Consider the following 24,955-nt stretch of genomic DNA (forward strand, 5'->3'; position numbering starts at 1 on the left):
AACTTTCTTTTTGAATAATTATGCAAGAAATAGGTGTTTTACACATGATAATTCATTCCAGAAGGTAAGTCTATAGCTGGTAAAAATGTTCCATTATTCGAAATCTTTATTGAAATCGTATGTGTAGAACCGCTCAAAGTGTAGCCAATTTTCAGCTTCTGGCTCTCCATCAGCTAAACGTTTTTCCATTTCCTCTAGCATCCAAGCTGTTTGGGAAATGTGTGCTCGCATAGAGCCCATTTTTTCCTCACTTGATCCAGAAATATCATGGATTATATCTGGCTCGCCTAACACTTCTTTTGAATCGTTTGAAAATGCTAGTGCGTATACCTTTGGACGTTGTTCTTCTGGCATTCTACGAACTGCGCGAATCATTGCTCTTCCGGTTGCATCGTGATCTGGATGCACGGCATAGTTAGGATAGAATGTAATGACCAAAGAAGGATTCGTATCAGCGATTAAATCCTCCATCATTTTGACCATCTTTTCATCATCTTCGAATTCTACTGTCTTGTCTCGAAGACCCATCATTCGTAGGTCTGTAACTCCCATAGACTTTGCTGAGGCAAGCAACTCCTGCTTACGAATTTGTGGCAATGTCTCGCGAGTTGCAAAAGGAGGGTTCCCAAGGTTTCGACCCATTTCCCCTAAAGTTAGGCAAGCGTAAGTCACAGGGACTCCTTGTTTCACATAAGTAGCTATTGTTCCAGAAACTCCGAAAGCCTCGTCATCTGGGTGAGGGAATACGACCAAGACAGATCGTTCCATTGGTAAATTCATTTTTATTCCTCCTTAATATGTAAATGGTGTTTTGCTTATTTCAAGAGCTACAGCAAGCTTTCCACTTTGGTCGTGTCCAGCCATTAGCAGTCTACCGTGCTCATCTAATTCATAATGAGTGATCCCTTGTGCATAGACCCATCCGTGAAGAAGCTTTAGTCCAACACGATGAGGAGCTTCTCCAGCTACTTTTCCAAGCTCATAGCGAATCATTACATTCCGAATAAATGCACCTGCATTAAACACATTTTCGTTGAAATGAGTAGCATATGCACCATTTGTCGTTTCCAAATGTATATACACATCCTCATTTGCAAAGCTATTTAATAATTCTTGTAGTCGTTCCATATTCACTAGTTCCATACTTTCATTGCCTCCTAGCATACTGTCTTTTAATAGTATAATGAAAAACAGTTCATCAAGCGAATGATTGAACCGTTGTTTATATTACGTAATCTTATATGATGTAAAAACTCGCAAAGCCTCGTTAGACTTTGCGAGTGGAGGAGTATCAAACTGTAGTAGTTGTTACTTCTGGGGCACCGAATTTTCCTTTGGCACCATGAAGAACTGGTCCCACGTATTGGTTCAGCTTCCATCCATGTGCAATTGCGGCAGCCACAAATTCTTTAGCTTTCAACACCGCATCTGCTACAGAAAGGCCATTTGCTAAGTTTGCTGTAATAGCAGCTGCAAATGTACAACCAGCACCATGATTATAAGTAGTTTCTGTTTTCTCTGTTTCTAACAGTGTGTGAGTTTGTCCGTCATAGAAAAGATCAACCGCTTTATCGTGAGCCAGTTGTTTTCCACCCTTGATGACTACATTTTTAGCCCCAAGTGAATGAATTTTCTCAGCGGCTGCCTTCATATCTTCAATAGATTTAAGTGTTCCTAATCCTGACAGCTGACCAGCTTCAAATAAATTAGGGGTTACTACAAGTGCACGAGGTAACAAATGAGTAATCATTGCGTCTACTGTCCCAGGATTCAAAACCTCGTCTTCTCCCTTACAAACCATAACAGGATCTATAACGATACTAGTAACTCCAGATTTCTCGATAATATTGCCGGTTTCTTCAATAATTTCTTCCGTACTTAGCATCCCAGTTTTAATGGCATCGACGTTTGTAGATAACGCTGTTTTAGCTTGACGTTTAATCTCATCTACTGGAAGGGAAAATACTCCATGACTCCAATTATTATCTGGATCCATTGTAGCTATCACTGTAAGAACATTTATCCCGTAGGTTCCGTGTTCCTGGAATGTTTTTAAGTCAGCTTGTATCCCAGCACCACCTGAAGTATCAGAACCTGCAATTGTTAATGTTTTTTTTATTGTCATGTGAAGTTCTCCTTTTTACTTAAAAGTTGATTGTTTTTTAGATAAGAAAATCAAAGTTGATCTAGCTCTGAGCGCTTAGTCCCTAGTGGAAAGAGGAACTGCCTCCTCACTTTTCCCCATTTGCTTGTCGGGGCAGAAATAGGCGCTTGCGCTTTTCTTCATTGTATCAGATAGGTATGAAAATTCAATTAAGGTAGCTTTGGGGCTGTCCATAGTTTAAACAATATGAAAGCAAATACCAGAGCGACCATAAAAGTGATAATCGAACCTATGAAAATTTCGTTATAATATAGAGAGATAGACAAAAATAATAAGAAACATATAAAAATTATTGTACCCAGTAAAAAACAACCTATCCCAATATTATTTGCCTTGGCAGGAACGTTATTGTTTACTGCAGCTTCTTCAAGTTTTTTCAATTTTTCTCGATTTTGAAAATCTGCCATATGCATTTCCCCTTTTTACCATCGTATCATTGGGCGGATTAGTTGTTAATAGAGAAACTTTTCTTTACTGTAAACGTATTAGATTAATAGGAAGAGAGGGATGGACTTGCACAAAGATGATAAGATTCGAGCAATGGAAAAGCTTCTTAAGGAATTGAAGGCCCAAAATGAGGAAAGTGCAGCTACAATTGTAGAAGAGAGACCGAAAAGAAGTTTTAAGCTTTGGAGTATTCCTCTATTTTTCTCTAGATTTAAATTTAAAACTGTTCTATTCCTCTCTGTTATTGCTTTCTTACTAATTGCTGCTTTACCATTCGCAGCATTTTGGGCAATTCAAGGGAGCACCTTTACAGAAACAAAGGGGTCATTTGTAGAAAGGGTGCAGGGGCTAAATGAATTATCCACTGCACAGGCATATACAAAGGTAATAATTGAACGACAAGATAATGCGGTTTTTGGAAAAGAAATTGGACTAGATTTACCAGGGACAAAGAGACAGCTTTTAGTTGTAGTTCCAGGGTCAGTTAAAGCTGGTGTTGATTTTTCGGAGGTGACCGAATCAGATATTAAGGTAGATGAAGAAAACAAGACTGCTGTTTTAACATTGCCTAAGCCGGAATTTTTAGGAGGTCCAGAAATACTCTTCGATCAAGTAGAGGTGTTTTCCTACGAGGGATTATTTCGAGAAAAGGCCGATATTGAAGAGGCGTATGAACTAGCTTCGACTGCCAAGGAAATGATGATTGAAGAATCTACTGGACAAGGAATTCTCGAGCTAGCAGAAGAAAATGCTATAAAAGCTGTACAGGAAATGTTCCAGCTCATCGAATATGATGTACAAGTACAATTTGAGGAGTGATGCTATGACTAGCTGGAAAGAGGTTTTAGGAGAAGAATGGGAAAAGTCTTACTTCCAAGAGCTACAATCCTTTCTGGATAAGGAATATGCCGAACATACGATTTTTCCTCCCAGAGAAGAAATAGGGAGCGCTTTCCTTTTAACTCCATATGAAGAAGTAAAGGTGGTCATTTTAGGGCAAGACCCATACCACGGTCCTGGACAGGCTCACGGTTTAAGCTTTTCTGTGAAGCCGGGAGTTAAAGTTCCACCAAGCTTGCGAAATATGTTAAAGGAGCTAGAAGAGGATTTAGGTTGTCCTATTCCATCGAATGGACATCTGGAAAAATGGGCAAAGCAAGGTGTTTTATTATTAAACACAGTTTTGACAGTAAGAGCGGGAGTTGCAAATTCTCACAAAGGAATGGGCTGGGAACGTTTCACAGATACAGTCATTCAGAAACTTTCCGATCGTGAAAAGCCTATCATTTTTGTACTATGGGGAAAGCCTGCTCAAGCTAAGATGAAAATGATAGACACACCGAGGCACCATATCATTCAATCGACTCACCCTAGTCCTTTGAGTGCTCACAGAGGCTTTTTAGGGAGCAGACCCTACTCACAAATTAATGCGAAGCTACAAGAGTGGAATGACAAGCCAATCGATTTTTGCCTCTGACTATGCTAATATAACTTAAGAAAGTAGGGAGTAAATTGGCTGTAAATTGCTTTAGATGTCGTCATTTTTTTACAACCTGGGATGCAAACCATCCACGTGGCTGTAAGGCGTACCAGTTTAAAACAAAGGAGCTCCCATCTGCATTAGTAAAAAAATCTTCAGGTGTGGAATGCTTAAAATTTGAACTAAAGCAAGTGGAGGGGCGTAAATAATGATTTCCAATAGACAGATTTTGCTGCAAATAGAAAAACAGCTTCAGGAGGCAAAGGCAGTCTCAGGAGACCAATCAATCCGAGAAAGTCTTGCTGCTATCAAAGCTTTATGTGACGTAGCACTTACTGTGCCACTCTCAGAGAGCCCAAATGTGCATGTGCCTTCTACTATGATGGTTACCAAAAGCAATGTGTTAACTGCACCTTCCACCACTCTAAAGGAAGAGGATGCAAACGGAGAATCACTATTTGACTTTTAACAATAGAAAGTAGGGAAAGACCTTGAAATTTTTCATCATCGCAGGTGCTATCAATGGATTCCTATCGGTAGCCCTAGGTGCCTTTGGCGCCCATTTATTAGAAGGTAGAGTCGCAGACAAGTATTTAGCAACATGGGAAACTGCCGTTCAATATCAAATGTTTCATGCTCTAGCGCTAGTAGCCATTGGTATCTTGATGAGCAGTAAAGTATGGGGGTCTGTGTCGCAGCTAAACACGGCGGGTTATCTTATACTTGCAGGAATTATTATTTTCTCGGGAAGTCTTTATATCCTTAGCTTAACGGGCATTAGTGTCCTAGGCGCAATCACACCAATTGGTGGCGTAGCATTCCTAGCAGGTTGGATAATGCTAATAGTTGCAGCGGCAAAATACGCAAATTAATAAATAAATTAAGGCAGGCTCTGGAGAAAGAAGAGTCTGCTTTTTTTATGTGCATGCTTAAGAAGGGCAATAGGTGGAGAGGCAGTGTCAAAGCATCTGATACACTGGGGGAGGTATGCATTAGTAATATATATTTTGCTCATGAGAAAAGGCTTACTCTAAAAAAGAATAAGCCATACATTTTTAATAGTAATTTATTTCTTCATCAAATGTGGCATAATCAAAGTAAATCATTAACATTAAGTAACGTTTACCATTTTGGTCGCTGAGAATAACATGGTCACGTCCAGCAGCCTCTACATACCCAGTCACGATTACATTGTTTCGTGTTGCATTGTTTTCAAAAGTAAAATAGAACGTGCCTAATTTTCCTCTGTTTGCTCTCAAGATGTTTTCAACATAGGATTCTTCTTGGCGCCCGCCAGCGGGTATTTGCACACCTGGAGTATACTGCTGTTGTTGACCAGGGATTTGCTGTGCTTGTTGTTGTCCTTGTTGATATTGCTGATTTGGATAGCTACCAGGGTACCAATAATACTGAACCATTTATACATCCTCTCTGTTTTTAAATCTCTGGACATTCCTCTGCAGTAGGTGAAAAGAAGCAATGTGCTTTGAAACGCCCGGTATTCCATTGACCATACCATTGAGCAGGGCATGGCGTATTCTCACCTGGATCAAAAAACCAGAGTGATCTAGTAGCCGGATGAAAACGCTCACCGTTGACCACTCGCTGTGCTAATCTTATGTCGGCATCTCTTGCACGCTGGTAAAAATATGGCTTAGTAGTAGCTTCAAAACCACCCGGGCGTTGAAAAACCATTTCTTCGAGGTTTCGTATATTCTCAAAATCTAAACAAGCAGTACGAACTCGATTAACGCCAACATTGCCGACCATCAACATTCCTAGCTCGCCTTCCCCCTCCGCTTCTGCCCGCATTAGCCTTGCTAGTAGGTCGATTTGTTTGGATGTAGCCTTAACTACTGCCAATGCATCACCTCCTACATTAAACTATGTAAATGCATGACCTAACATGACAAATTTTGCAGATAAAAAAAGACCACCAAAAGGCGGCCTTTTTCATATATTCCAATTATAGATTGAAGAAAGTAGAACGTTTTTCTCCTTCTAAAATAGTACCAACGAAGAATGAACCGAATTCTCCATATCGAGCACTTACTTCATCAAAGCGCATTTCATAAACTAATTTTTTAAATTGAAGTACATCATCTGAGAATAATGTTACTCCCCATTCGAAATCGTCAAAGCCAACAGAACCAGAGATAATTTGTTTTACTTTTCCAGCATAGCTTCGACCGATCATTCCGTGGCTGCGCATTAATTCTTTGCGTTGTTCCATTGGAAGCATATACCAGTTATCATTACCTTCACGGCGTTTGTCCATTGGGTAGAAGCAAACGTATTGAGAACGCTGAAGTTGTGGATATAGTCGTGATCGCACATGTGGATTTTGATAAGGATCTTCATTTGATTCACCAGACAGGTAATTAGATAATTCTACTACTGATACGTAAGAATATGCAGGAAGCGTAAAGTCCGCGATTGTAAGTTTGTTGAATCGTGCCTCTAGCTCTTGTAATTCATCCATAGTTGGACGTAACGTCATTAACATAAAGTCTGCTTTTTGGCCAACAATAGTATAGAAAGCATGCGCTCCGGTTTTTGCATCATCTGCTTGTTGTAATTCATCTAAAAATGCAACAAATTCATCTGTTGCTTGTTTACGAAGTTCAGGATCTACTTGTTTCCATGATGCCCAATCCATTTGTCGGAAATCATGTAAAACGTACCAACCATCTAATGTAATAGCTGCTTCATTCATTATTATGACACTCCCTTTAATAAATATTTCGCATATTTAGTTTACCACACCCGAATTTAGAATTCCCTTATTTGCCCCATTTTAGAATGACATAATGTGACAAACTCGTGTATGCTTATTCTATAAATAATCCTTAAAGGAGGCGTAGTTATGGCAGATTTATTTGAAGAAATAAAAGATAGGCTAAGAGGCAAAAACATATCTATAATTTTACCTGAGGGAAATGATGAGAGAATCATCGAGGCAGCGTTGAAGTTACAGAAAGAGGGAGTAATTCACCCAATCGTAATAGGCAGTGGTGCAGAAATTACACCTGAACTAGAAGTATTAAATCCTAAAACTTATGAATATATGGACGAGCTTGTGAATGCATTTGTCGAAAGAAGAAAAGGTAAAGCGACACCTGAGCAAGCACAAGAGATATTAATGGATGTCAATTATTTCGGTACGATGCTTGTGTACACAAAAAAAGCTCATGGCTTAGTTAGTGGAGCTGCCCACACAACAGCTGAAACTGTTCGGCCTGCATTGCAAATTATCAAGACAAAGCCTGGTGTATCTAAGACGAGTGGAGCATTTTTAATGGTAAAGAATGACACTCGTTATATTTTTGCAGACTGCGCAATCACTATTGCTCCTACAAGTGAGGATTTAGCAGAAATAGCGATAGAGGGAGCAAAAACAGCTGCTGCCTTTGGTATAAAGCCGAAAGTAGCTATGCTATCCTTTTCAACAAAAGGTTCTGCGAAATCAGAGGAAACGGAAAAGGTCGTTCAAGCGACTATTCTGGCTAAAGAAAGAGCTCCTCATTTGTCGATAGAAGGAGAGCTGCAATTCGATGCAAGCGTTGTTCCTTCTATTGCAGATAAGAAGGCACCAGGTGCTGAGGTTAGAGGAGATGCGAGTGTCTTTGTTTTCCCATCTCTGGAAGCAGGAAATATAGGTTATAAAATCGCAGAACGTCTTGGAGAATTTGAAGCAATAGGGCCGATTCTACAAGGATTAAATGCCCCTGTTAATGATTTATCTCGAGGCTGTAATGCAGAAGATGTATACAAGCTTGCTTATATTACGGCAGCTCAAGCACTAGATTAAGGAGAATAGGAATGTCAGAAATAGATGTTTTATTGGAGCAAAATGCATGGCGCTTTTGGGACCAATCACTGAGTGGGAAAAGCCGTTCAGCGTTAGAATCCTTTGCAGCGGACGATTTACTTTGTCATGTGGTGGGACAAGGACAATCACCGGCAACTGTTCGCACATGGATACATGATCAAACAGTTGTGATGGGAATCCAGGATCATCGGCTACCGTTTGTTGAAGACGCCCAAGATTTCTTGCGTACACGTGGCTACAATCCGATTGTTCGAAATTCAGGAGGACTGGCGGTTGTGTTGGATGAAGGTGTTTTAAATATATCAATCGTGCTATCCGAAAAAAATCAATCCATAGATATATCGACCGGATACGAAGTTATGTTGGCGTTTGTCCAGCTACTTTTTCCAGAGGCAGAAGGTAAAATAGAAGCTTATGAAATTGTAGGATCCTATTGTCCAGGTTCCTATGATTTAAGTATCGAGGGCAAGAAATTTGCTGGAATTTCACAACGAAGGCTAAGACAGGGAATTGCCGTTCAAGTATATCTTTGTGTGGAAGGAAGCGGAAGCGAACGAGCCCGCCTAATCCAAGAGTTTTACAGTATTGGCATCCAGGGAGAGGAAACTAAGTTTACTTACCCACAGATTAAACCAGATGTAATGGCCTCTCTCAATGAGTTATTGGAAACAAACTTTAGCGTGCAAGATATCGTAATACGCATACAGAGGTTACTACAGCATCTGTCCAAACAAGTAATCTCGCAATCACTTACCCAAGAGGAAGCGGAATTATATCACTTCTATTTAGAAAGAGTGCTAAAGCGAAACCAAAAAATGCTAGAAGGATGAAGAACGGCATAGTTTCTTAGTCTTTGGCTAGCGTTCACAAAGTATTAGTTTCTATGATCGGCTACTTGCTTGTTATACTTGTATAGACCAATAAAAGATTTTAGATAAACATAGAAAAAACCACCAATCGATTAAACGGTTGGTGGTTCTTTTGTTACTAGATTGCCGTTTTTCTCCATTTGAAATACTGGAACAGCTGGCATCTCTTCATCATTTAAAGTTACTAGACGTCGAGCGCGGTTCATAATCTGAACAAATTGCTCGTAATCTTGTTTAATCGCTGCGTTTTCTTTTTCAAGTTTTGCAAGCTCGCTTTCTAACTTACGAATCTTTTCGTTCGAAATAGTCGCCATATGGCGGTATCTAGAAATATCTGAATCACTGTGCTGTAAACGTACTAGATAAGCAATAATTATATCTATGGATAATGCTGAAACAGGAATAGATTGAGTGCGTTCTCCTTCTTCCTGAGGCTTAGCTAAGTATATTCCATTTCCTCTACGACGATAATCCTTACCTAAAATACGTAGCTTTTCTTTACGTTCTTTCTTTGCATCCTTTAGCTCTGTTTCATATTGATGGCGAACTACTGCATTCCATCTAAACCCACAGGCTGCGGCAGTACGATTTAACTCGTCACCTGCTTCTTCAAATGCGTTTAGCTGAGTACTACCTTCTCGAACGTGTCTTAACACTAATTCTGCTAACAATTCATCGTTTTCTCTCATCCATGCGTCTTGTCTTATCTTTACCATGTTTGTCCTCCTACCATGTTCATAGTTTCGTTGTTCTATTAACATCATGGACAACATATCGCTCTTTTATTCACGTAATTTACACTTGATAGCAATATAAACTTTAAGATACAATGACGTGTAGACAATATCTATTTATAGAAAGGGTTGTGTACTATGGCAAACCATTTTCGAGTTTGCGATGAGTGTCAGGCCGTTAACCTAAAAACATTAATTCCAAAACTAAAAGCAATCGATCCAGAGGCAGAGGTTGAAATAAAAGAATGTCAGTCATACTGTGGCCCTGGCCGCAAGAAGACATTTGCTTTTATTAATAATCGTCCAGTAGCAGCTTTAACCGAAGACGAATTAATGGAGAAAGTACGCGCCAAGCTGGAGTCATAATAATAGACATTCTTTGCAAGAAGGTTATCCTATATGTATTGAACTATTGCCGCCTTTTCATAAGCGGCTTTTTTCTTTATACTTAATAGTTAATAGTAATTAGCTTTTTTTATATAGAGACTGGAGGGTGACAAATGAGCTATGCTACACAAAAGCTAGCAGAAGAAAAAGTATTTAAAGATCCAGTCCATCGTTATATTCATGTACGCGACCAAGTGATTTGGGATGTAATCGGCGCTAAGGAGTTCCAAAGGCTTCGACGTATTAAACAGCTGGGCACTACCTATCTAGTATTCCATGGTGCAGAGCATAGCAGATTTAATCATTCACTAGGTGTATATGAAATTGTACGACGAATCGTGGACGATAGTTTTGAAGGAAGACCTGCGTGGGACCCCTCTGAAAGACTGGTAGTTTTGTGTGCAGCACTTCTACATGATTTAGGTCATGGACCATTTTCTCATGCATTTGAAAATGTTTTTGGCTTGGACCATGAGGAATTTACGAAACAAATCTTACTTGGAGATACAGAGGTAAATGAAATTCTTTCAAGGGTGAGCGATGACTTTCCACAAAAAGTGGCGGATGTCATTGGTAAAACGTATCCGAATAAACAAGTTGTAAGCTTAATCTCCAGTCAAATAGATGCAGATCGTATGGATTACTTGCAAAGAGATGCTTATTTTACCGGGGTAAGCTATGGGCATTTCGATATGGAGCGGATTTTACGAGTTATGCGTCCGTTAGATGATCAAGTGGTTATCAAATCTACTGGGATGCACGCAGTGGAAGATTATATTATGAGTCGTTATCAAATGTATTGGCAAGTATATTTTCATCCAGTTTCCAGAAGTGCAGAAGTTATTTTAACGAAAATTTTACATCGTGCGAAAGCGTTAAGTGAAACTGGTTATGCCTTTGAACAGCAGCCTACTCACTTTTTGCGTTTTTTTGATAATAGCTTTACCCTACAGGATTACCTTGCGCTAGATGAGGGAGTTTTATTGACTTATTTCCAACTATGGATGAACGAGAAGGATTCTATCCTATCTGATTTGTGTAATCGCTTTGTGAATCGTAAGCTGTTCCAATATATAGAGTTTGATTTGGCTAAGGATTACGTAAAAATGAAGGAGTTAGAGCAGCTATTTAAACGGGCTGGAATCGATCCAGAGTATTACTTAGTATTTGATTCGTCCTCCGATTTACCTTACGATTTTTATCGTCCAGGGGAAGAGGGAGAACGTATTCCTATTCACCTTCAAATGCCAAATGGAGAAATTAGAGAGCTCTCTCGCCAGTCAGAGGTAGTAGAGGCTATTTCAGGGAAAAGACGCACAGACCATAAATTATATTTTCCCGAGGACTTCTTAACAGCAGATGGCAAGAAGAAGGCATTAAAGAAACAGATACTCGATTTACTAAAATAGAGGTGGGTTTGTATTGTTAGAGGAACATGCAAAAATTGTACAATTTATCGGAGCAGCAGACGGGATCACGGGAAGAAAGAAACTACAGAAAATGGTCTATATTGCTAAGAAGTTGCAGTTTCCATATAAAGAGAAATATGATTTTCATATTTATGGGCCATACTCAGAAGAGTTAACATTACGTGTAGAGGAGCTTTGTAATATGGGCTTCTTGCAGGAGGAACGACAAGACAAAGGCTCGTATGTCCAATACAAATATCAAATGACGGATGCAGGGGAACATTTTATGGAAATGGCTCAGGTACCAGAGGCAAGTCCAGCATTGAAGATGTGCATTGAGCAAATGAAAGAAAAAAGCTCCCGTTTTCTAGAGCTAGTTTCTACGCTATTATACTTTGAGAACTTTCCAAAGGAAGAACAAATAGAAAAAGTTCACGTTGTAAAAGGGAAATTGAATTACACAGAGGAAGAAATTGAAGAGGCTTTCTCTTTTGTGATGAATTTGATGAATGAAAAAGCTATCCACTAGGGATAGCTTTCTAAGGTAATTATTTATCGCTTAAAAGAGTACCAGCTACAGCGTAATGGTTTTTAGGCATCTCTTCGATGAACACAACTACATTCTCAACGGGTGCATTAGTTGTTTCTGCAACTACCTCAGTCACTTTTTCTACTAATGCGCGTTTTTGGTCATCGGAACGACCTTCTAACATTTTTACAGTTACATATGGCATTTCGTTACCTCCTTTGTAGAAATTATCAGTATACTTAACATCATAACAGAGTGAAAGGAGTTTACGCATGACTAATGAAGAAAAACCAAAACAAAAAGTAGGATTTACAATTATAAAAAATGACCCAACAGACGGGCATAAGGGATTTGGAATTGGCTCTCTATCTCTAGAGAACGTATCTCCAGTCATTATAGATATAGAAGAAGGCACAGCAAAAGTAGAAATAGGTGCCATGCATGCTAGAAGCGATACAGAAAGAGGCATCAAGTTTACTACAAATCGTGAGGATTCCGAAGGCGGTAAGCCCTATTGGCTAGTCTGGGTAACAATTGACCATAAAGCGGACGGACCATATTACGCGGGAGTAGCAGCATGTGAGATGGTGGTTAATCGGGAGAAGCGACGTGGCTATAAGATTTTAGCAGACCATGTAAATCGAATGGATAAATCGATGAAACGACAAATTTTAGTCGATTTTATGGACAATCGCTCAAAAGAAATCTTAAAGAGTTTCCTACAATCCCATAACCTAGAAATCTGGGAAAGAAGCGATATCAAGCTTCACCAAGACCTTGAGATATGATATTAAAATAATTTATAGTTCAATTCGATTATAATTTAGTCCGTTTAGGTGGTTGAATAAATCGAAAAAAGAAAGTACAATTTACTTAAAGCTTACTTCACAGTAATGCTAGGACACTTAGTAATATGAGTAAGTAGCGGGCTGGGAAGCATTGTGAAACCCAATCCAAAACATTCCTACCTTAAGCAGAAAGTTATACTAAGAAAAAGCTTTTCACTCTCTTAGGAGGGTGGAAGGCTTTTTATTTTGTGCTAAATTAGCATATGCTTCTTCAAAGGTGCTTATCTAGCCTCAGTGTATATGCTGATTGCTTTAAAAATAAAGAATACATTTGTTTGATTTTCGCTCTTTGCGAACCCGTTCGGCGGGGGAGAGTGCTTGCTGCATGTTATTACAATGAGTAGAAGTTAGTCACTTCATCTAAAGAAGGGACTAAGTAATCTTTTATGGAGTAGTTACAATTTCATTTATTGTACTTATTAAAACTGAACTTTCGATTATGAGTAATCTTACAAATGTAAAAGAGCTGCAAAACGCTTGCAGCTCTCATACTGTAGATAAACACCATGAATTTTGGTGTTTTGCCTACAATCTTTTTTCTTTTAAGAGATAAAGCTAGAAATGTTGATCTCCGCTGCGAGCGGACGCTTTCCGCGGGCACGGCTTCAGCCGCTTCCCTCGCTACGCTCAGTCCAGGGTCTTCAGCTCGCGCTATTCCCGCTGGAGTCGCCGCTCTCCGCTCCAATCAACAGTGCTTCCTATTAAAGGAATGAGGGGATGGATAGGATGGCCAAGAATCAAACTCAATGAACGCGAACAGTTGGAGATACTGACCATAGAGCAGTTGGTTCCTAAAGACCATCTGGTGCGCAAACTGGATGCGGCAATTGATTTCTCCTTTATCTATCGATTAGTTGAAGGTCTTTACTCAACCATAGGGAGACCCAGCATAGATTCTGTAGTACTGATCCAGATGACATTCATCTAATACAGCTTTGGTATCCGTTCCATGCGCCAGACAAACAAGGAAATTGAAACGAATGTGGCATACCGCCAGTATGCATTGACTCCTTCTTTTTGAGAGTCGTGTCCAGTGATTTAGCCAGTGTACGCATAGTAAGAATCACCAAAAATGATTCAACGCCACATCTGGCATGACTACCTGGATGTAGCTGAGGACTTGCGACACAATCATTAAAGAAGTATATGGAAAGAGTAAAGAAAAGCATGGTATGCGATGGACAACCCTAAAGGAATTAAAAAAATTGTCCATGCAGGGACTTTTTCTGACTTAAATCTTAAGAAACTAGCCAGTTTGACATGGAAAACGCCAACCATGGCGTAATAAGAACCAAAATGAAAAGCTGCAAAATGCTTGCAGCTCATTTTTTCTAATACGTTTTAATTTCCAAAGAAGGGGAAGGGGAAGATAGACCATGGCTCATCATTGTCTCCGTTTTCATCCGCTGTAAGATCTTCAAAGGTATGCTGTTTCAAACGTGGATCCGTACAAAGCTGTTTCGGAACATCCTTCTCCTTTAAGTAAATAAGTCTCTGCTTATCGCAATCAGCTGTTGCAATTCCGCCAGTTTCAATGTCAACTATGACTCCTCGAACTCCCGCTGGAGCAATAAACGGTTCTTCTGGCAATCCGCGATGAACCAGCTCCATAAACTCAATCCAAACCTGCTTGGTCACCTGCTTTGCTTCGGCATCGCTTACAGCTTTTCCTTGATCGTAGCCGTTCCAAACCCCAGTAGTAAGCTGAGGGGAGAAGCCGATTAAATATTGGTCAGTATTGGTTGTTCCTGATTTAGCCGCGTAAGGACGAGTTTGTTTTGCACGAATGCTAATACCAGTTGCCGGGGAGTAATCATTAAAGGTAGGATCAAAGGTTCCTGTCATTAAGTGAGACAAAACAAATGCATCCTCTTCTAATAGCACCTTCTTACCCTTACGTTTTTCCTCTGTGACGTCATACAATACTTTTCCATCATTGTCAGTAATCTTAGTAATATAGGTTGGTTGCATCTGAACCCCTTTATCCGATATTGTGTTATAAACCTTTGTCATGTCTAGTAAGGATACTTCTGGTGTTCCTAAGGCAACGGCAGGAGTATGGTCAATTTCCATATTGATATTAAAGCGCTCGACCAACTGTTCTAAAGGCTTATAGCCTATTTGCTCCAATGTTTTAACCGCATAGATATTATCAGAGATGGCAATAGCCTGAGCCATGGAAATAGGATGATTAGCAAACTCTCCATTTACATTTTTGGGCTCATATTCTCTACGTCCGTTATCATAGGTAAATATTGTTCGTTCACTTTTTAAATAGGTCAATGGAGAAAATCCATTTTCTAGAGCAGCGGCAAATAATAAAGGTTTAATCGTTGAACCAGGCTGCCTTTTTGCCTGTGTAACCCGGTTAAAGGGACTTTCTGTAAAGCTTCGTCCCCCAACCATAGCAGTAATGTAACCTGTTTTTGGTTCCATGCTGACGAATCCAACTTGTAGCTCGCCCTCTGGCATCCATTTTTTTATAGTTTCTTCAGCTGCCTGTTGATGCTTTTGATTTAATGTGGTCGTAATCGTCCAACCGCCCTCTTCAATACGGCGCCCCTTGCTCTCTACAATATTTGTTGCTTCCTTCCATACCTCTTCTAAAAAATATGGTGCTGTCTTTTTAGTAACTACTGATTCCTCGGTTTTTAATACAAAATGCTCTTGATTTGCATGTTCTTTTTGCTCAGCAGTGATAAACTGCTGATTATTCATAAGTTGTAAAATTAGCTTTTGACGATTGACTGCTTTTTCCTCATTAACTAAAGGGGAGTAATGGGTAGGACCTTTTGGAATTCCCATAAGAAGAGCAGACTCTGCTAGAGTTAAAGACTTAGCGCTCTTCCCAAAATAAAACCTGCTTGCAGCCTCTACTCCGTACATCCCATGTCCAAAGTAAACAGTGTTCAAATAGCCCTCTAGAAGTTCATCCTTCTCGTAGAAAATTTCTAACCGATAGGCATATAATGCTTCATTCAATTTACGAGTCCATGATTTTTCGTGGGTTAAAAATACATTACGAGCATATTGCTGAGTAATTGTACTGGCTCCCTCTACTTTTTTGCCAGCCTTTACGTCTTTTAGAAGAGCCGAGGCAATCCGAGAATAATCAAATCCATTATGCTCATAAAATTCCTGGTCCTCAACAGAAATAGTAGCCTGCGGTATGAAAGGCGACATTTCATCAAGAGATACCCAGTATCTACGTTGATCCTCAAAGCGGTCTCCAATAACATTATCCTGACTGTCTAAAAAAACAGAGGAAATAGGAACTTGTATTATAGGGGCACCAACAATTTGAGCGTAAATGCGAAGAGTGACCAGGGCACTTAAAACTGCACAGCTTGCGGCAATTCCTAACAAAAATACTCTTTTTACTCTTTTACTTCGAGTTGCCTTCTTTTTATATTGCGAGCGCTTCAAAAAATCCACCCCGTTTTCATCCATGTTTCTATCAGTATGAGAACAATAGATTCAAATTAAACGGGAAAACAAAAAACTATTGCACTTTTGCCAAAAACCTCTATACTTTCTTTGTATTTACTTTTTTGATAAAGTAAAAGAATTATGTATTGGAAGGAGATAGATAAATGGCTGGATTTTGGTTTACAGAAAAGCAAACCGAGAATTTTGGCATCACAATGAAGGTGAAACGCACACTTCATACTGAGCAAACGGATTTCCAACTGTTAGAAATGGCAGAAACAGAAGAATGGGGTAACATGCTCTTTTTAGACGGAATGGTTATGACGTCTCAAAAGGATGAGTTTGTTTACCATGAAATGGTGGCACATGTTCCTTTATTTACACATCCAAACCCAGAAAACGTATTAGTTGTTGGTGGAGGAGACGGTGGAGTAATTCGTGAAATTATGAAGCATCCAAAAGTAAAAAAAGCGACACTTGTTGATATAGATGGAAAAGTAATAGAGTACTCAAAAAAATATTTACCAGAGATTGCTTGTGAATTAGAAAACCCTCGTGTAGATGTGCAGGTTGGAGACGGCTTCATGCATATTGCTGAGTCTGAAAACGAGTATGATGTTATTATGGTAGATTCAACAGAACCAGTGGGACCTGCAGTAAATCTATTTACAAAAGGATTCTATGCTGGTATTTCTAAAGCACTAAAAGAAGATGGTCTATTTGTTGCTCAATCGGACAACCCTTGGTTTAAGGCAGACTTAATCCGTCAGGTCCAAAAGGACGTAAAGGAAATATTCCCAATTACAAATATGTATTTAGCTAATATTCCTACGTATCCAAGTGGTCTTTGGTGCTTTACAATTGGCTCGAAGAAATATGATCCACTACAGGTTCCAGAGGAACAATTCTTCGATATTGATACAAAATATTATACAAAAGAGCTTCACAAAGCAGCATTCGTTTTACCGAAATTTGTGAAAGACCTTGCAGGAGAGTAAGCCCATGCGATTTGATGAAGCATACTCAGGCAATGTATTTATAAAAAGTAAGCAAAACTACGAAAAAGCTCAGGCAGTTATTTATGGTATGCCGATGGACTGGACAGTTAGCTACCGTCCAGGATCTCGTTTTGGGCCACAACGCATTAGAGAGGTTTCTATCGGGCTAGAGGAATATTCGCCATATCTTGATAGAGAGCTAGATGACGTAAACTATTTCGATGCAGGGGATATCCCTCTTCCATTTGGAAACGCAGCGAAAAGCCTCGAGCTAATAGGTGATTACATTCGTCAATTGTTACAAGATGGGAAAATTCCAGTTGGCATGGGCGGAGAGCATTTAGTCTCTTGGCCAGTAATGAAAGCTGTGGCAGACAAATATGATAATTTAGCAATTATCCACATGGATGCTCACACCGATTTACGTGTGGAATATGAAGGCGAGCCACTATCTCACTCAACTCCAATCCGTAAAATCGCAGAATATATTGGCCCAAAAAACGTCTACTCATTTGGAATTCGTTCTGGAATGAAGGAAGAGTTCGACTGGGCTAAAGAAAATGGCATGCAAATCGCCAAATTTGAAGTGCTAGAGCCATTGAAGGAAGTACTTCCGACACTAGAGGGTCGTCCGGTCTATGTAACAATTGATATCGATGTGCTTGACCCAGCACACGCACCAGGAACAGGAACTGTAGACTGTGGAGGAATAACAAGCCGCGAGCTGCTAGCCTCCATCCATGCTATCGCAAACTCAGGTGTTAACGTAGTAGGCTTCGACCTTGTAGAAGTAGCCCCAATCTACGACCAATCGGAGCAAACCGCAAACACTGCATCGAAGCTAATGAGAGAAATGCTACTAGGATGGGTTAAATAGAAAATAGTCTCCATTATTCTGCGTAGCTGAACAAAGTGAAGCGGAAGCAAACCGCCAACACTGCATCGAAGCTCCTACGCGAAATGATTTTAGGCTGGGTAAAATAGAAAGTAATATCTAAATGTATCTGCGACGATCAGTGCGCGGGAGTGCAATTTAATAAAGAAAAAAGTGATGTTCTTTAATGGACATCACTTTTTTTGTATTGAGTAAAATTAAAATGATATTTATAACTATTTATTCCATTACTCTAACAAACAGCTGCTAATAGTGTATAGTGTTTAAGGTTTAGTTGTAACTTAAGCGAAATTTAAGCTATAATATGAAGGTTATATTAACAAACTTCTTTTAAAAGTTATAATTAGTAATTAGGTTTGCATACTAACAATTGTTTAGTTGATTGTAGCGGCAGTCGGCGACTCCAGTGGGATGAGTGAGACAGATAAGACATCACAAACGCCGCGCAAGCGGCGGTGGTGGCTTATCGCTCCCCCCACGGAAAGCGCCCGACTAAAGCGGAAATCTGCCATCTATTCTATTCAGGCAAGCAATTTATATTTGATGGATATCGTATAATTTTTTTCACTCTAGCTAATCTCATAAATACTCATCTTATGATTGTAGCGGCAGTCGGCGACTCCAGTGGGATGAGTGAGGCAGATAAGACATCACAAATGACGTGCAAGCGACGGTGATGACTTATCGCCCACGAAAAGCGCCCGACTAAAGCGGAAATCTGCCATCTATTCTATTCATGCAAGCAATTTATATTTGATGGATATCGTATAATTTTTTTCACTCTAGCTAATCTCATATATACTCATCTTATGATTGTAGCGGCAGTCGGCGACTCCAGTGGGATGAGTGAGACAGATAAGACATCACAAACGACGCGCAAGCGGCGGTGGTGGCTTATCGCTCACCCCACGGAAAGCGTCCGACTAAAGCGGAAATCTACCATATATTCTATGGAAGCAAGCAATAGAAATTAAATAAATCATTAATATGCTCTAAAGGATGAAGTCCATGTCTGAACCATTAAAAAAATCAGTTGAAGTTCGTTTACGATCAACGATCCAACACCCTAAAGCAAAAAAAGAATTCTTTGACATTCGCACTACGGGCGTTCTAACCTTAAAGGGAGAGCAGCCTTATTTAGTTTATGAGGAAGTACAGAATGAAAAAGCTGTTCGAACAACAGTCAAATTACATGAGGAGTCTGCTTTGATATTGCGAAGCGGTGGCGTTAAAATGCGTCTTCCATTTCAAAAGGGAGAGCAGCAAACCGGTAGCTATGACACAGGTTACGGCACCTTCATGATTTCAACAAATACAAAGCATTTACAATTCAAGGATGGTCATTTTCTAGTACATTATGAACTAATAGTGGATGAAGAAGTGGTCGGTACATATAAATTAGAACTAATATATTCGGAGGCGGAATAAATGAACGCAGTAGAAAAAGTACAACAATCTATTAAGGAAGCAATACAACAAGCAATTCTTAAAGCAGAGCTTGTGACAGAAGAGCAGCTCCCATCTGTTCATCTGGAAACACCAAAAGACAAAGCAAATGGCGACTACGCAACAAATATTGCTATGCAATTAACAAAAATTGCGAAGAAAAACCCTCGTCAAATTGCAGAAGCAATCATTGAAAATCTTAATATGGATGGCACAATGATGGAGAAAGTTGACATTGCTGGTCCAGGGTTTATGAACATTACAGTACGTAAAGATTATTTACAAGATGTTGTGAAAGCTGTCCTTACTGAAGAAAAAAATTACGGACGTACGAAATCCGGGGCTGGAGAAAAAATTCAAGTGGAATTTGTTTCTGCCAATCCAACAGGTGACCTACACCTAGGGCATGCTCGTGGAGCTTCTGTGGGAGATTCCTTATGCAACGTATTGGACTTTGCCGGCTATGATGTTTCTCGTGAGTATTATATTAATGATGCAGGCAATCAAATCAATAACTTAGCCGTTTCTATTGAAGTGCGATATTTTGAAGCATTAGGTATGGAAAAGGAAATGCCAGAAGACGGATATAGAGGACAAGACATTATCGATATTGCTGCTGACATTGCAAAAGAGCATGGGGATAAATTTGTTCATATGTCAGATGAGGAACGTTTCCAAGCATTCCGTACACATGGTTTAAAAGTTGAATTGGCGAAGCTTCAAAAGGATCTATCAGACTTCCGTGTAAGCTTTGACAATTGGTTCTCGGAAACCTCCTTATATGAAGGCGGAAAAATTGATATTGCATTAAACAAATTACGTGAAAACGGTCATATCTTTGAAGAAGAGGGGGCAACCTGGTTACGCTCTACTACATTTGGAGATGATAAGGATCGTGTACTTATTAAAAGTGATGGCTCATTCACTTATTTACTTCCAGACATTGCATACCATGAGAATAAGCTGGCTCGTGGCTTCGATCAGCTCATTAATATTTGGGGAGCAGACCATCACGGATACATTCCGCGTATGAAGGCTGCTTTTGAGGCACTTGGATATGAACGTGAAAAGCTAGAAGTATCTGTTATCCAAATGGTTCAGCTATATAAAGACGGCGAAAAAATGAAAATGAGTAAACGTACAGGTAAAGCTGTAACGATGCGTGAGCTTGTGGAAGAAGTAGGATTAGACGCTGTGCGTTATTTCTTCGGTATGCGCTCTGGTGATTCTCATATGGACTTTGACCTTGATTTAGCCGTTTCTCAATCCAATGAAAACCCAGTGTACTATGCGCAATACGCACATGCTCGTATTTGTTCTATTTTACGTTCTGCAGAAACACAAGGAATGAAGGCGTCTACAAATTCCTTGGAGTTATTGCAAAGCGAAAAAGAACTTGATCTATTGAAAAAAATCGGTGACTTCCCACAAGTTGTAGCAGATGCAGCGAAACTTCGTGCACCTCACCGTGTAGCAACCTATATCCAGGAACTAGCAGCAACATTCCACAGTTTCTATAATGCAGACAAAGTACTAAACGCTGACAATGTACCTCTTTCAGAAGCACGTCTTGCGCTAGTAACATCTGCACGCCAAACAATTGCAAATGCATTAAAACTAATAGGAGTATCTGCTCCAGAAAAAATGTAATTAAAATTCCTAGAGGCATTAAGAAACCAATTCTTAATGCCTCTTTTGTTTGTTTATTAGTGTAATCAAACAGATTAAATAGGAAAATAACAAGTTTATAAAAAGCAAGAACTTGAGCCAAGATGTTCCGAATGATGTCTGCACGTCACCACATTTTCATTTATCAATAAAAATACTTTAAAAAACAATATTTATTTATTCTAAAACGATAAATCTTATAATATAATTATATTGAATTATATTTAAGTGAGGTGCTTTTATGAAAAAAGGAACAACATTATTTTTAAAGATGGCAATTATTGTTATGGGAATTCCCGTTCTGGCTTTGTGTATCTTTTTGGTACCTGAAATAGCAAATTTTGCAGAAGAATTATACCCTGACATTCCATATCTCAAATATCTCGTTTTTATCGATTTGTATGCAACGGCTATACCTTTTTACTTTGCTTTGTACCAAGCTTTTAAACTTTTAAGTTATATTGATATGGGTAATGCTTTCTCGGAAATATCTGTAAGAGCGTTAAAGAATATTAAATACTGTGCACTGGCAATTAGCTCTTTATATGTATTAGGCATGCCACTATTTTTTCTTGTGGCAGATAAGGATGACGCTCCAGGAGTTATAGTAATCGGGCTTATCATGATTTTTGCCTCTATGGTAATTGTCGTTTTTTCAGCCGTTCTCCAAAAACTTTTACAAGAAGCTATTCATATAAAATCTGAAAACGATTTAACGGTCTGAGGTGAAAATATGGCGATTATTATTAATATCGATGTGATGTTGGCTAAAAGAAAAATGAGCGTAACAGAACTTTCAGAGAGGGTTGGAATAACAATGGCTAACCTTTCTATATTAAAAAATGGTAAAGCTAAAGCAATTAGGCTTTCTACATTAGAATCAATTTGTAAGGCTTTAGAATGCCAGCCTGGGGATCTTTTAGAATACAAAAGAGATGAAGAAGCTCACGAATGAGTAAAGTTCCCTCAATAAGAAGGAATTATTTTTGAAAACGCGAAGTAATAAATTAGGAACTAACTCATTGGAGGGCTTTAATCAATGGATTAATGCCCTCTTTTTTATATTCAAGTTAGAATAGGCTTATAACGATGCAAGGAGGAAGCGAAGTGCCATGGTATATAGATAGTGCCTATAAAAGAAATAAGGATGCACCCTATACTTTTTATATTCCTAGCAAAGAAGTGATAGGTAATTTAAATATAGGAGATATGGTCAAACTAATCTTTGAAATCGAGACAAGAACAGACGGGTATGCGGGAGAAAAAATGTGGGTTGAAATTACTCATAGGGATATGGAGAACTTTAAGGGAATTCTTACGAATGATCCATTTAATCTAAGTGAGTTAAAAAGAGGACAAGAAGTATCATTTCGGACAGAACATATTTGTGACACGGAGTATAATGATCCGTATTCATCCAAATGGGATTACTATTTTGACACAAAAATAATTGTGAGCAAAGATGTTTTGGAGAGAGATGAATTTAATTTTATGTTAAGAGACGAGCCAAGGGATGAGCAAGACTCTGGTTGGTCTGTATTAAGTGGTTATGAAGATGATGAATTTTTAAATAATCATGAAAATCTGCAATATATATCTATAGGGGTAATTTTAAATATTGATGACTCTATTTTAGCTTTTATTGAAGATTTACCCCTCTGTGCATATGAGAGAAATGACAATGGCGCATTCTACAAAATAAATGATTATGATTGGGAGTCCTACTTAAGTGAATAAGCTTGGACATAGATTTAGGAGGTAATTGCGTTGAATATTACTCAATTAAAACAATCACTATTTAAACGAGCTACGATTTTTGAAACAGGAGGATCTCGGCCGACGGAAGAATTGGGAGAGAGCTGGATAGGAAATGTTATGTGGGGTAGCGGAGAAAATAAATCTCCTCAGTTTGAACCAATATGTACTATATTTCTAAAGAATTTACCTTATGTACCGAAGGAGCTAAAAAACATTCAGTTAATCACTGTTTATATGGATTTTAATGTATATAATCATTTAATTGAAGATAATTTAGCTTCTTTTTTTAAGATAAATTGTTTTACTAATATTAATGAAATACAAAAGATAAATGAACAATCTTCAAGAATGAAGTCTTTTCCATTAAAACCAATATTAGTTGAGAACGATACCCCAGCATGGGATTCAGGAGATATAGAACCAGAAATTCAAGATGAAATTTTACGTCTTGAATTGGAGAGTGATATAGAGTATTACGACGATATCGTCGAAAATATTTATCCCATGCACAAGGTTGGTGGATATCCATCCTATACACAGAGCGGAGTCTCATATGGTGAAGATTATCCGTTTGTCTTTCAGATAAGCTCTGATGCCAAGGCGCAATTCAATATAGTAGATAGTGGCAGTTTTTATTTTTTCTACAATCAAGATAAACAAGATTGGATTGTGTACTGCGATTTTTATTAATAGTCCAGTGATTACTCATAGATTACAAGGTTAAGGAATTAATGTTTCGCTAAACTCGGAAAATTGCTTGATATTAATTTATTTCTCGAATTTCTCTTCTAGTCTCCATCTCGACAACATTTAATTATAAGGTATAATAAATGCAAAGCAGCAATGGAATATTTTTTGCGTAAAGGTGCTCTAGTTACGGATTGCTAGAGTTAAAAGGGAAGCTGGTTAAAGTCCAGCGCGGTCCCGCCACTGTTAGTGATGCATATGCATCATAAGCCAGAAAACCTGCCCTTACGTGCATACCCATTACCTACGCGGATAGGTCTGGTGTAGGTCAGCTATCGGTATTTTGTGGCAGATTTATACCTATCTATCTCTCATCCTAGGATGGGAGATTTTTTATTGATTTTAGGAGGAATGAAGGATGAAAAAGTTTTGGTTAATTATAGGAATGACCTTGCTTGTGTTAGTTGGATGTAATGAGCAAGAGACACTTCCATCAGAAAAAGAAGATAGTTCAGAAATTGGAAATTCAGAAACTGCATTTCCGCTTACATTGACGGATGCTGTAGGCCAAGAAATCACATTAGAGGAAGCTCCGAAGACCATTATTTCCATGATTCCAAGTAATACGGAAATTCTATTTGCATTAGGGCTTGATGAGGAAATTGTCGGCGTTAATGATTACGAGAGCTATCCAGAGGAAGCCTTAGAAAAAGAAAAAATTGGTGGCATGGAGTATAACATTGAAAAAATTATCTCTTTGAATCCGGATATTGTCTTCGCTCATGAGTCCGTAGTAGGAATGGCTGACGCTGGGTTACAACAGCTACGAGATTCTGGTGTAAAGGTTTATGTAGTACAGGATGCAAAGGATTTTAACTTAACCTATACATCCATCGAGCAGATTGGTCGTGCAACAGGCAAAAATGAGGAAGCACAGGCCATTATAAAGGATATGAAGGCAAAGGTTGACGAAATTCAAGAAAAAGTTTCAAAAGTAGAAACAAAGAAAACAGTTTTTGTAGAAACCTCAGATGTGCCTGAGATCTATACTCCTGGTAATAATACATTTATGCAAGAAATTCTAACGATGGTCAACGCAGAAAATATCATGGCTGACCAAGAGGGCTGGTTCCAAGTCAGCCCAGAAGAAATTGTAAGTCGTAATCCTGATGTTATGTTAATCACGTATGATTACGTGGATGGCATTGTTGAAAAGGTCAAGCAACGTGATGGTTTCGATACAGTGACAGCTATTAAAAATAATGCAGTAGTACAAGTGGATGAGGATACCACAAGTCGCCAAGGTCCACGTTTAGTAGAAGGTTTAGAGGAAGTGGCGAAGGCTATCTATCCGGAGGCATTTAGTGAGTAAATC

Annotated in this window: 30 protein-coding genes, 1 pseudogene and 1 riboswitch; of the genes and pseudogenes, 21 read left to right on the forward strand and 10 right to left on the reverse strand. The window is 38.9% G+C overall.

Translation table 11 applies throughout. The features are described from left to right. Positions 1 to 93: 93 nt before the first annotated feature. The 4 genes from bshB2 to MHB55_RS03360 form a co-directional block, all read right to left on the reverse strand. Positions 94 to 780, reverse strand: a complete 687-nt coding sequence (bshB2, locus tag MHB55_RS03345) for a bacillithiol biosynthesis deacetylase BshB2 (RefSeq protein WP_340862592.1) — start codon at positions 778 to 780, stop codon at positions 94 to 96. Positions 781 to 792: 12 nt separating this feature from the next. After that, a complete protein-coding gene (locus MHB55_RS03350) occupies positions 793 to 1,143 on the reverse strand; it encodes a YojF family protein (protein ID WP_340862593.1) in 351 nt (116 codons plus the stop codon). A gap of 148 nt (positions 1,144 to 1,291) precedes the next feature. Then, positions 1,292 to 2,125, reverse strand: coding sequence for a bifunctional hydroxymethylpyrimidine kinase/phosphomethylpyrimidine kinase (thiD, locus tag MHB55_RS03355; protein ID WP_144539809.1), 834 nt, complete (start codon positions 2,123 to 2,125; stop codon positions 1,292 to 1,294). Between the two features lie 188 nt (positions 2,126 to 2,313). Beyond that, positions 2,314 to 2,571 carry a hypothetical protein gene (locus tag MHB55_RS03360; RefSeq protein ID WP_154311537.1) on the reverse strand — a complete coding sequence of 86 codons (258 nt, stop codon included), beginning with the start codon at positions 2,569 to 2,571 and terminating at the stop codon, positions 2,314 to 2,316. Positions 2,572 to 2,671: 100 nt separating this feature from the next. Between MHB55_RS03360 and MHB55_RS03365 the strand changes: the two genes are divergently transcribed. The 5 genes from MHB55_RS03365 to MHB55_RS03385 are packed head-to-tail and all read left to right on the forward strand — an operon-like array spanning position 2,672 to position 4,963. Beyond that, the gene (locus MHB55_RS03365; RefSeq protein WP_340862594.1) at positions 2,672 to 3,430 is read left to right on the forward strand and encodes a DUF4230 domain-containing protein; all 759 of its coding nucleotides are present in this window, start codon (positions 2,672 to 2,674) and stop codon (positions 3,428 to 3,430) included. Positions 3,431 to 3,434: 4 nt separating this feature from the next. Next, a complete protein-coding gene (locus MHB55_RS03370; protein WP_144539804.1) occupies positions 3,435 to 4,088 on the forward strand; it encodes a uracil-DNA glycosylase in 654 nt (217 codons plus the stop codon). Between the two features lie 35 nt (positions 4,089 to 4,123). Beyond that, positions 4,124 to 4,300, forward strand: a complete 177-nt coding sequence (locus MHB55_RS03375; RefSeq protein WP_154311535.1) for a uracil-DNA glycosylase — start codon at positions 4,124 to 4,126, stop codon at positions 4,298 to 4,300. After that, positions 4,300 to 4,560, forward strand: a complete 261-nt coding sequence (locus MHB55_RS03380; protein WP_144539801.1) for a YwdI family protein — start codon at positions 4,300 to 4,302, stop codon at positions 4,558 to 4,560. Before MHB55_RS03375 ends, MHB55_RS03380 begins: the two co-directional genes overlap by 1 nt. A gap of 22 nt (positions 4,561 to 4,582) precedes the next feature. Beyond that, on the forward strand, positions 4,583 to 4,963 hold the full coding sequence (locus tag MHB55_RS03385; RefSeq protein WP_144539799.1) for a DUF423 domain-containing protein: 381 nt from the start codon (positions 4,583 to 4,585) through the stop codon (positions 4,961 to 4,963). A gap of 183 nt (positions 4,964 to 5,146) precedes the next feature. On the opposite strand, the gene gerQ is transcribed toward MHB55_RS03385, so the two are convergent. The 3 genes from gerQ to hemQ form a co-directional block, all read right to left on the reverse strand. Continuing rightward, entirely contained in the window at positions 5,147 to 5,509 is a 363-nt protein-coding gene (gene gerQ / locus MHB55_RS03390) for a spore coat protein GerQ (RefSeq protein WP_340862595.1), read from the reverse strand. A 19-nt stretch (positions 5,510 to 5,528) separates the two neighbouring features. Next, on the reverse strand, positions 5,529 to 5,954 hold the full coding sequence (locus MHB55_RS03395) for a cell wall hydrolase (protein ID WP_222123076.1): 426 nt from the start codon (positions 5,952 to 5,954) through the stop codon (positions 5,529 to 5,531). A 103-nt stretch (positions 5,955 to 6,057) separates the two neighbouring features. Continuing rightward, entirely contained in the window at positions 6,058 to 6,807 is a 750-nt protein-coding gene (gene hemQ / locus MHB55_RS03400; RefSeq protein ID WP_144539795.1) for a hydrogen peroxide-dependent heme synthase, read from the reverse strand. Positions 6,808 to 6,957: 150 nt separating this feature from the next. Here hemQ and pta point away from each other — a divergent pair, with 150 nt between their 5' ends. Together pta and MHB55_RS03410 are read left to right on the forward strand one after the other, a co-directional pair. After that, positions 6,958 to 7,902, forward strand: a complete 945-nt coding sequence (gene pta / locus MHB55_RS03405) for a phosphate acetyltransferase (RefSeq protein ID WP_144539793.1) — start codon at positions 6,958 to 6,960, stop codon at positions 7,900 to 7,902. Positions 7,903 to 7,922: 20 nt separating this feature from the next. Further along, on the forward strand, positions 7,923 to 8,753 hold the full coding sequence (locus tag MHB55_RS03410) for a lipoate--protein ligase family protein (RefSeq protein ID WP_340863953.1): 831 nt from the start codon (positions 7,923 to 7,925) through the stop codon (positions 8,751 to 8,753). Between the two features lie 131 nt (positions 8,754 to 8,884). On the opposite strand, the gene MHB55_RS03415 is transcribed toward MHB55_RS03410, so the two are convergent. Beyond that, positions 8,885 to 9,508: an RsfA family transcriptional regulator gene (locus tag MHB55_RS03415; protein WP_144539791.1), complete on the reverse strand. Its 624-nt coding sequence runs from the start codon at positions 9,506 to 9,508 to the stop codon at positions 8,885 to 8,887. 156 nt (positions 9,509 to 9,664) lie between these two features. Between MHB55_RS03415 and MHB55_RS03420 the strand changes: the two genes are divergently transcribed. The 3 genes from MHB55_RS03420 to MHB55_RS03430 all read left to right on the forward strand — a co-directional run bounded on the left by MHB55_RS03420 (position 9,665) and on the right by MHB55_RS03430 (position 11,851). Beyond that, entirely contained in the window at positions 9,665 to 9,892 is a 228-nt protein-coding gene (locus MHB55_RS03420) for a DUF1450 domain-containing protein (protein WP_144539789.1), read from the forward strand. Between the two features lie 134 nt (positions 9,893 to 10,026). Next, a complete protein-coding gene (locus MHB55_RS03425) occupies positions 10,027 to 11,322 on the forward strand; it encodes an HD domain-containing protein (protein ID WP_144539787.1) in 1,296 nt (431 codons plus the stop codon). Positions 11,323 to 11,335: 13 nt separating this feature from the next. Next, entirely contained in the window at positions 11,336 to 11,851 is a 516-nt protein-coding gene (locus MHB55_RS03430) for a YwgA family protein (protein ID WP_340862597.1), read from the forward strand. A gap of 19 nt (positions 11,852 to 11,870) precedes the next feature. On the opposite strand, the gene MHB55_RS03435 is transcribed toward MHB55_RS03430, so the two are convergent. After that, positions 11,871 to 12,056, reverse strand: a complete 186-nt coding sequence (locus tag MHB55_RS03435) for a 2-hydroxymuconate tautomerase (protein ID WP_144539783.1) — start codon at positions 12,054 to 12,056, stop codon at positions 11,871 to 11,873. A 67-nt stretch (positions 12,057 to 12,123) separates the two neighbouring features. On the opposite strand from MHB55_RS03435, the gene MHB55_RS03440 reads away from it, so the two are divergent. Together MHB55_RS03440 and MHB55_RS03445 are read left to right on the forward strand one after the other, a co-directional pair. After that, the gene (locus tag MHB55_RS03440; protein ID WP_144539781.1) at positions 12,124 to 12,639 is read left to right on the forward strand and encodes a YwhD family protein; all 516 of its coding nucleotides are present in this window, start codon (positions 12,124 to 12,126) and stop codon (positions 12,637 to 12,639) included. Positions 12,640 to 13,425: 786 nt separating this feature from the next. After that, a pseudogene (locus MHB55_RS03445) lies at positions 13,426 to 13,699 on the forward strand (transposase); the annotation flags it as partial. A gap of 341 nt (positions 13,700 to 14,040) precedes the next feature. Here the strand turns inward: MHB55_RS03445 and MHB55_RS03450 are convergent. Then, positions 14,041 to 16,125, reverse strand: coding sequence for a transglycosylase domain-containing protein (locus MHB55_RS03450; protein ID WP_445678244.1), 2,085 nt, complete (start codon positions 16,123 to 16,125; stop codon positions 14,041 to 14,043). A gap of 167 nt (positions 16,126 to 16,292) precedes the next feature. Here MHB55_RS03450 and speE point away from each other — a divergent pair, with 167 nt between their 5' ends. From speE to MHB55_RS03495, 9 genes are all read left to right on the forward strand, one after another. Next, positions 16,293 to 17,126, forward strand: a complete 834-nt coding sequence (gene speE / locus MHB55_RS03455) for a spermidine synthase (RefSeq protein WP_144539777.1) — start codon at positions 16,293 to 16,295, stop codon at positions 17,124 to 17,126. A 4-nt stretch (positions 17,127 to 17,130) separates the two neighbouring features. Further along, positions 17,131 to 18,003: an agmatinase gene (gene speB, locus MHB55_RS03460; protein WP_144539775.1), complete on the forward strand. Its 873-nt coding sequence runs from the start codon at positions 17,131 to 17,133 to the stop codon at positions 18,001 to 18,003. 1,026 nt (positions 18,004 to 19,029) lie between these two features. Further along, the gene (locus tag MHB55_RS03465; RefSeq protein ID WP_340862599.1) at positions 19,030 to 19,449 is read left to right on the forward strand and encodes a DUF1934 domain-containing protein; all 420 of its coding nucleotides are present in this window, start codon (positions 19,030 to 19,032) and stop codon (positions 19,447 to 19,449) included. Next, positions 19,450 to 21,117: an arginine--tRNA ligase gene (gene argS, locus MHB55_RS03470; protein WP_340862600.1), complete on the forward strand. Its 1,668-nt coding sequence runs from the start codon at positions 19,450 to 19,452 to the stop codon at positions 21,115 to 21,117. Positions 21,118 to 21,376: 259 nt separating this feature from the next. Then, entirely contained in the window at positions 21,377 to 21,859 is a 483-nt protein-coding gene (locus tag MHB55_RS03475) for a DUF2975 domain-containing protein (RefSeq protein ID WP_340862601.1), read from the forward strand. A 9-nt stretch (positions 21,860 to 21,868) separates the two neighbouring features. Then, on the forward strand, positions 21,869 to 22,090 hold the full coding sequence (locus MHB55_RS03480) for a helix-turn-helix domain-containing protein (RefSeq protein WP_144539767.1): 222 nt from the start codon (positions 21,869 to 21,871) through the stop codon (positions 22,088 to 22,090). A 152-nt stretch (positions 22,091 to 22,242) separates the two neighbouring features. After that, positions 22,243 to 22,872, forward strand: a complete 630-nt coding sequence (locus tag MHB55_RS03485) for an immunity protein Imm33 domain-containing protein (RefSeq protein WP_340862602.1) — start codon at positions 22,243 to 22,245, stop codon at positions 22,870 to 22,872. Between the two features lie 30 nt (positions 22,873 to 22,902). After that, entirely contained in the window at positions 22,903 to 23,583 is a 681-nt protein-coding gene (locus MHB55_RS03490; protein ID WP_340862603.1) for a DUF1963 domain-containing protein, read from the forward strand. A 156-nt stretch (positions 23,584 to 23,739) separates the two neighbouring features. Beyond that, positions 23,740 to 23,881, forward strand: a riboswitch (cobalamin riboswitch). A gap of 117 nt (positions 23,882 to 23,998) precedes the next feature. Beyond that, positions 23,999 to 24,952 (forward strand): ABC transporter substrate-binding protein, encoded by a 954-nt coding sequence (locus tag MHB55_RS03495; RefSeq protein WP_340862604.1) that lies wholly within the window; start codon positions 23,999 to 24,001, stop codon positions 24,950 to 24,952. The last annotated feature ends 3 nt before the right edge of the window (positions 24,953 to 24,955 follow it).

The sequence above is a fragment of the Psychrobacillus sp. FSL K6-1267 genome (assembly GCF_038003265.1).
Taxonomy (GTDB): domain Bacteria; phylum Bacillota; class Bacilli; order Bacillales_A; family Planococcaceae; genus Psychrobacillus; species Psychrobacillus faecigallinarum.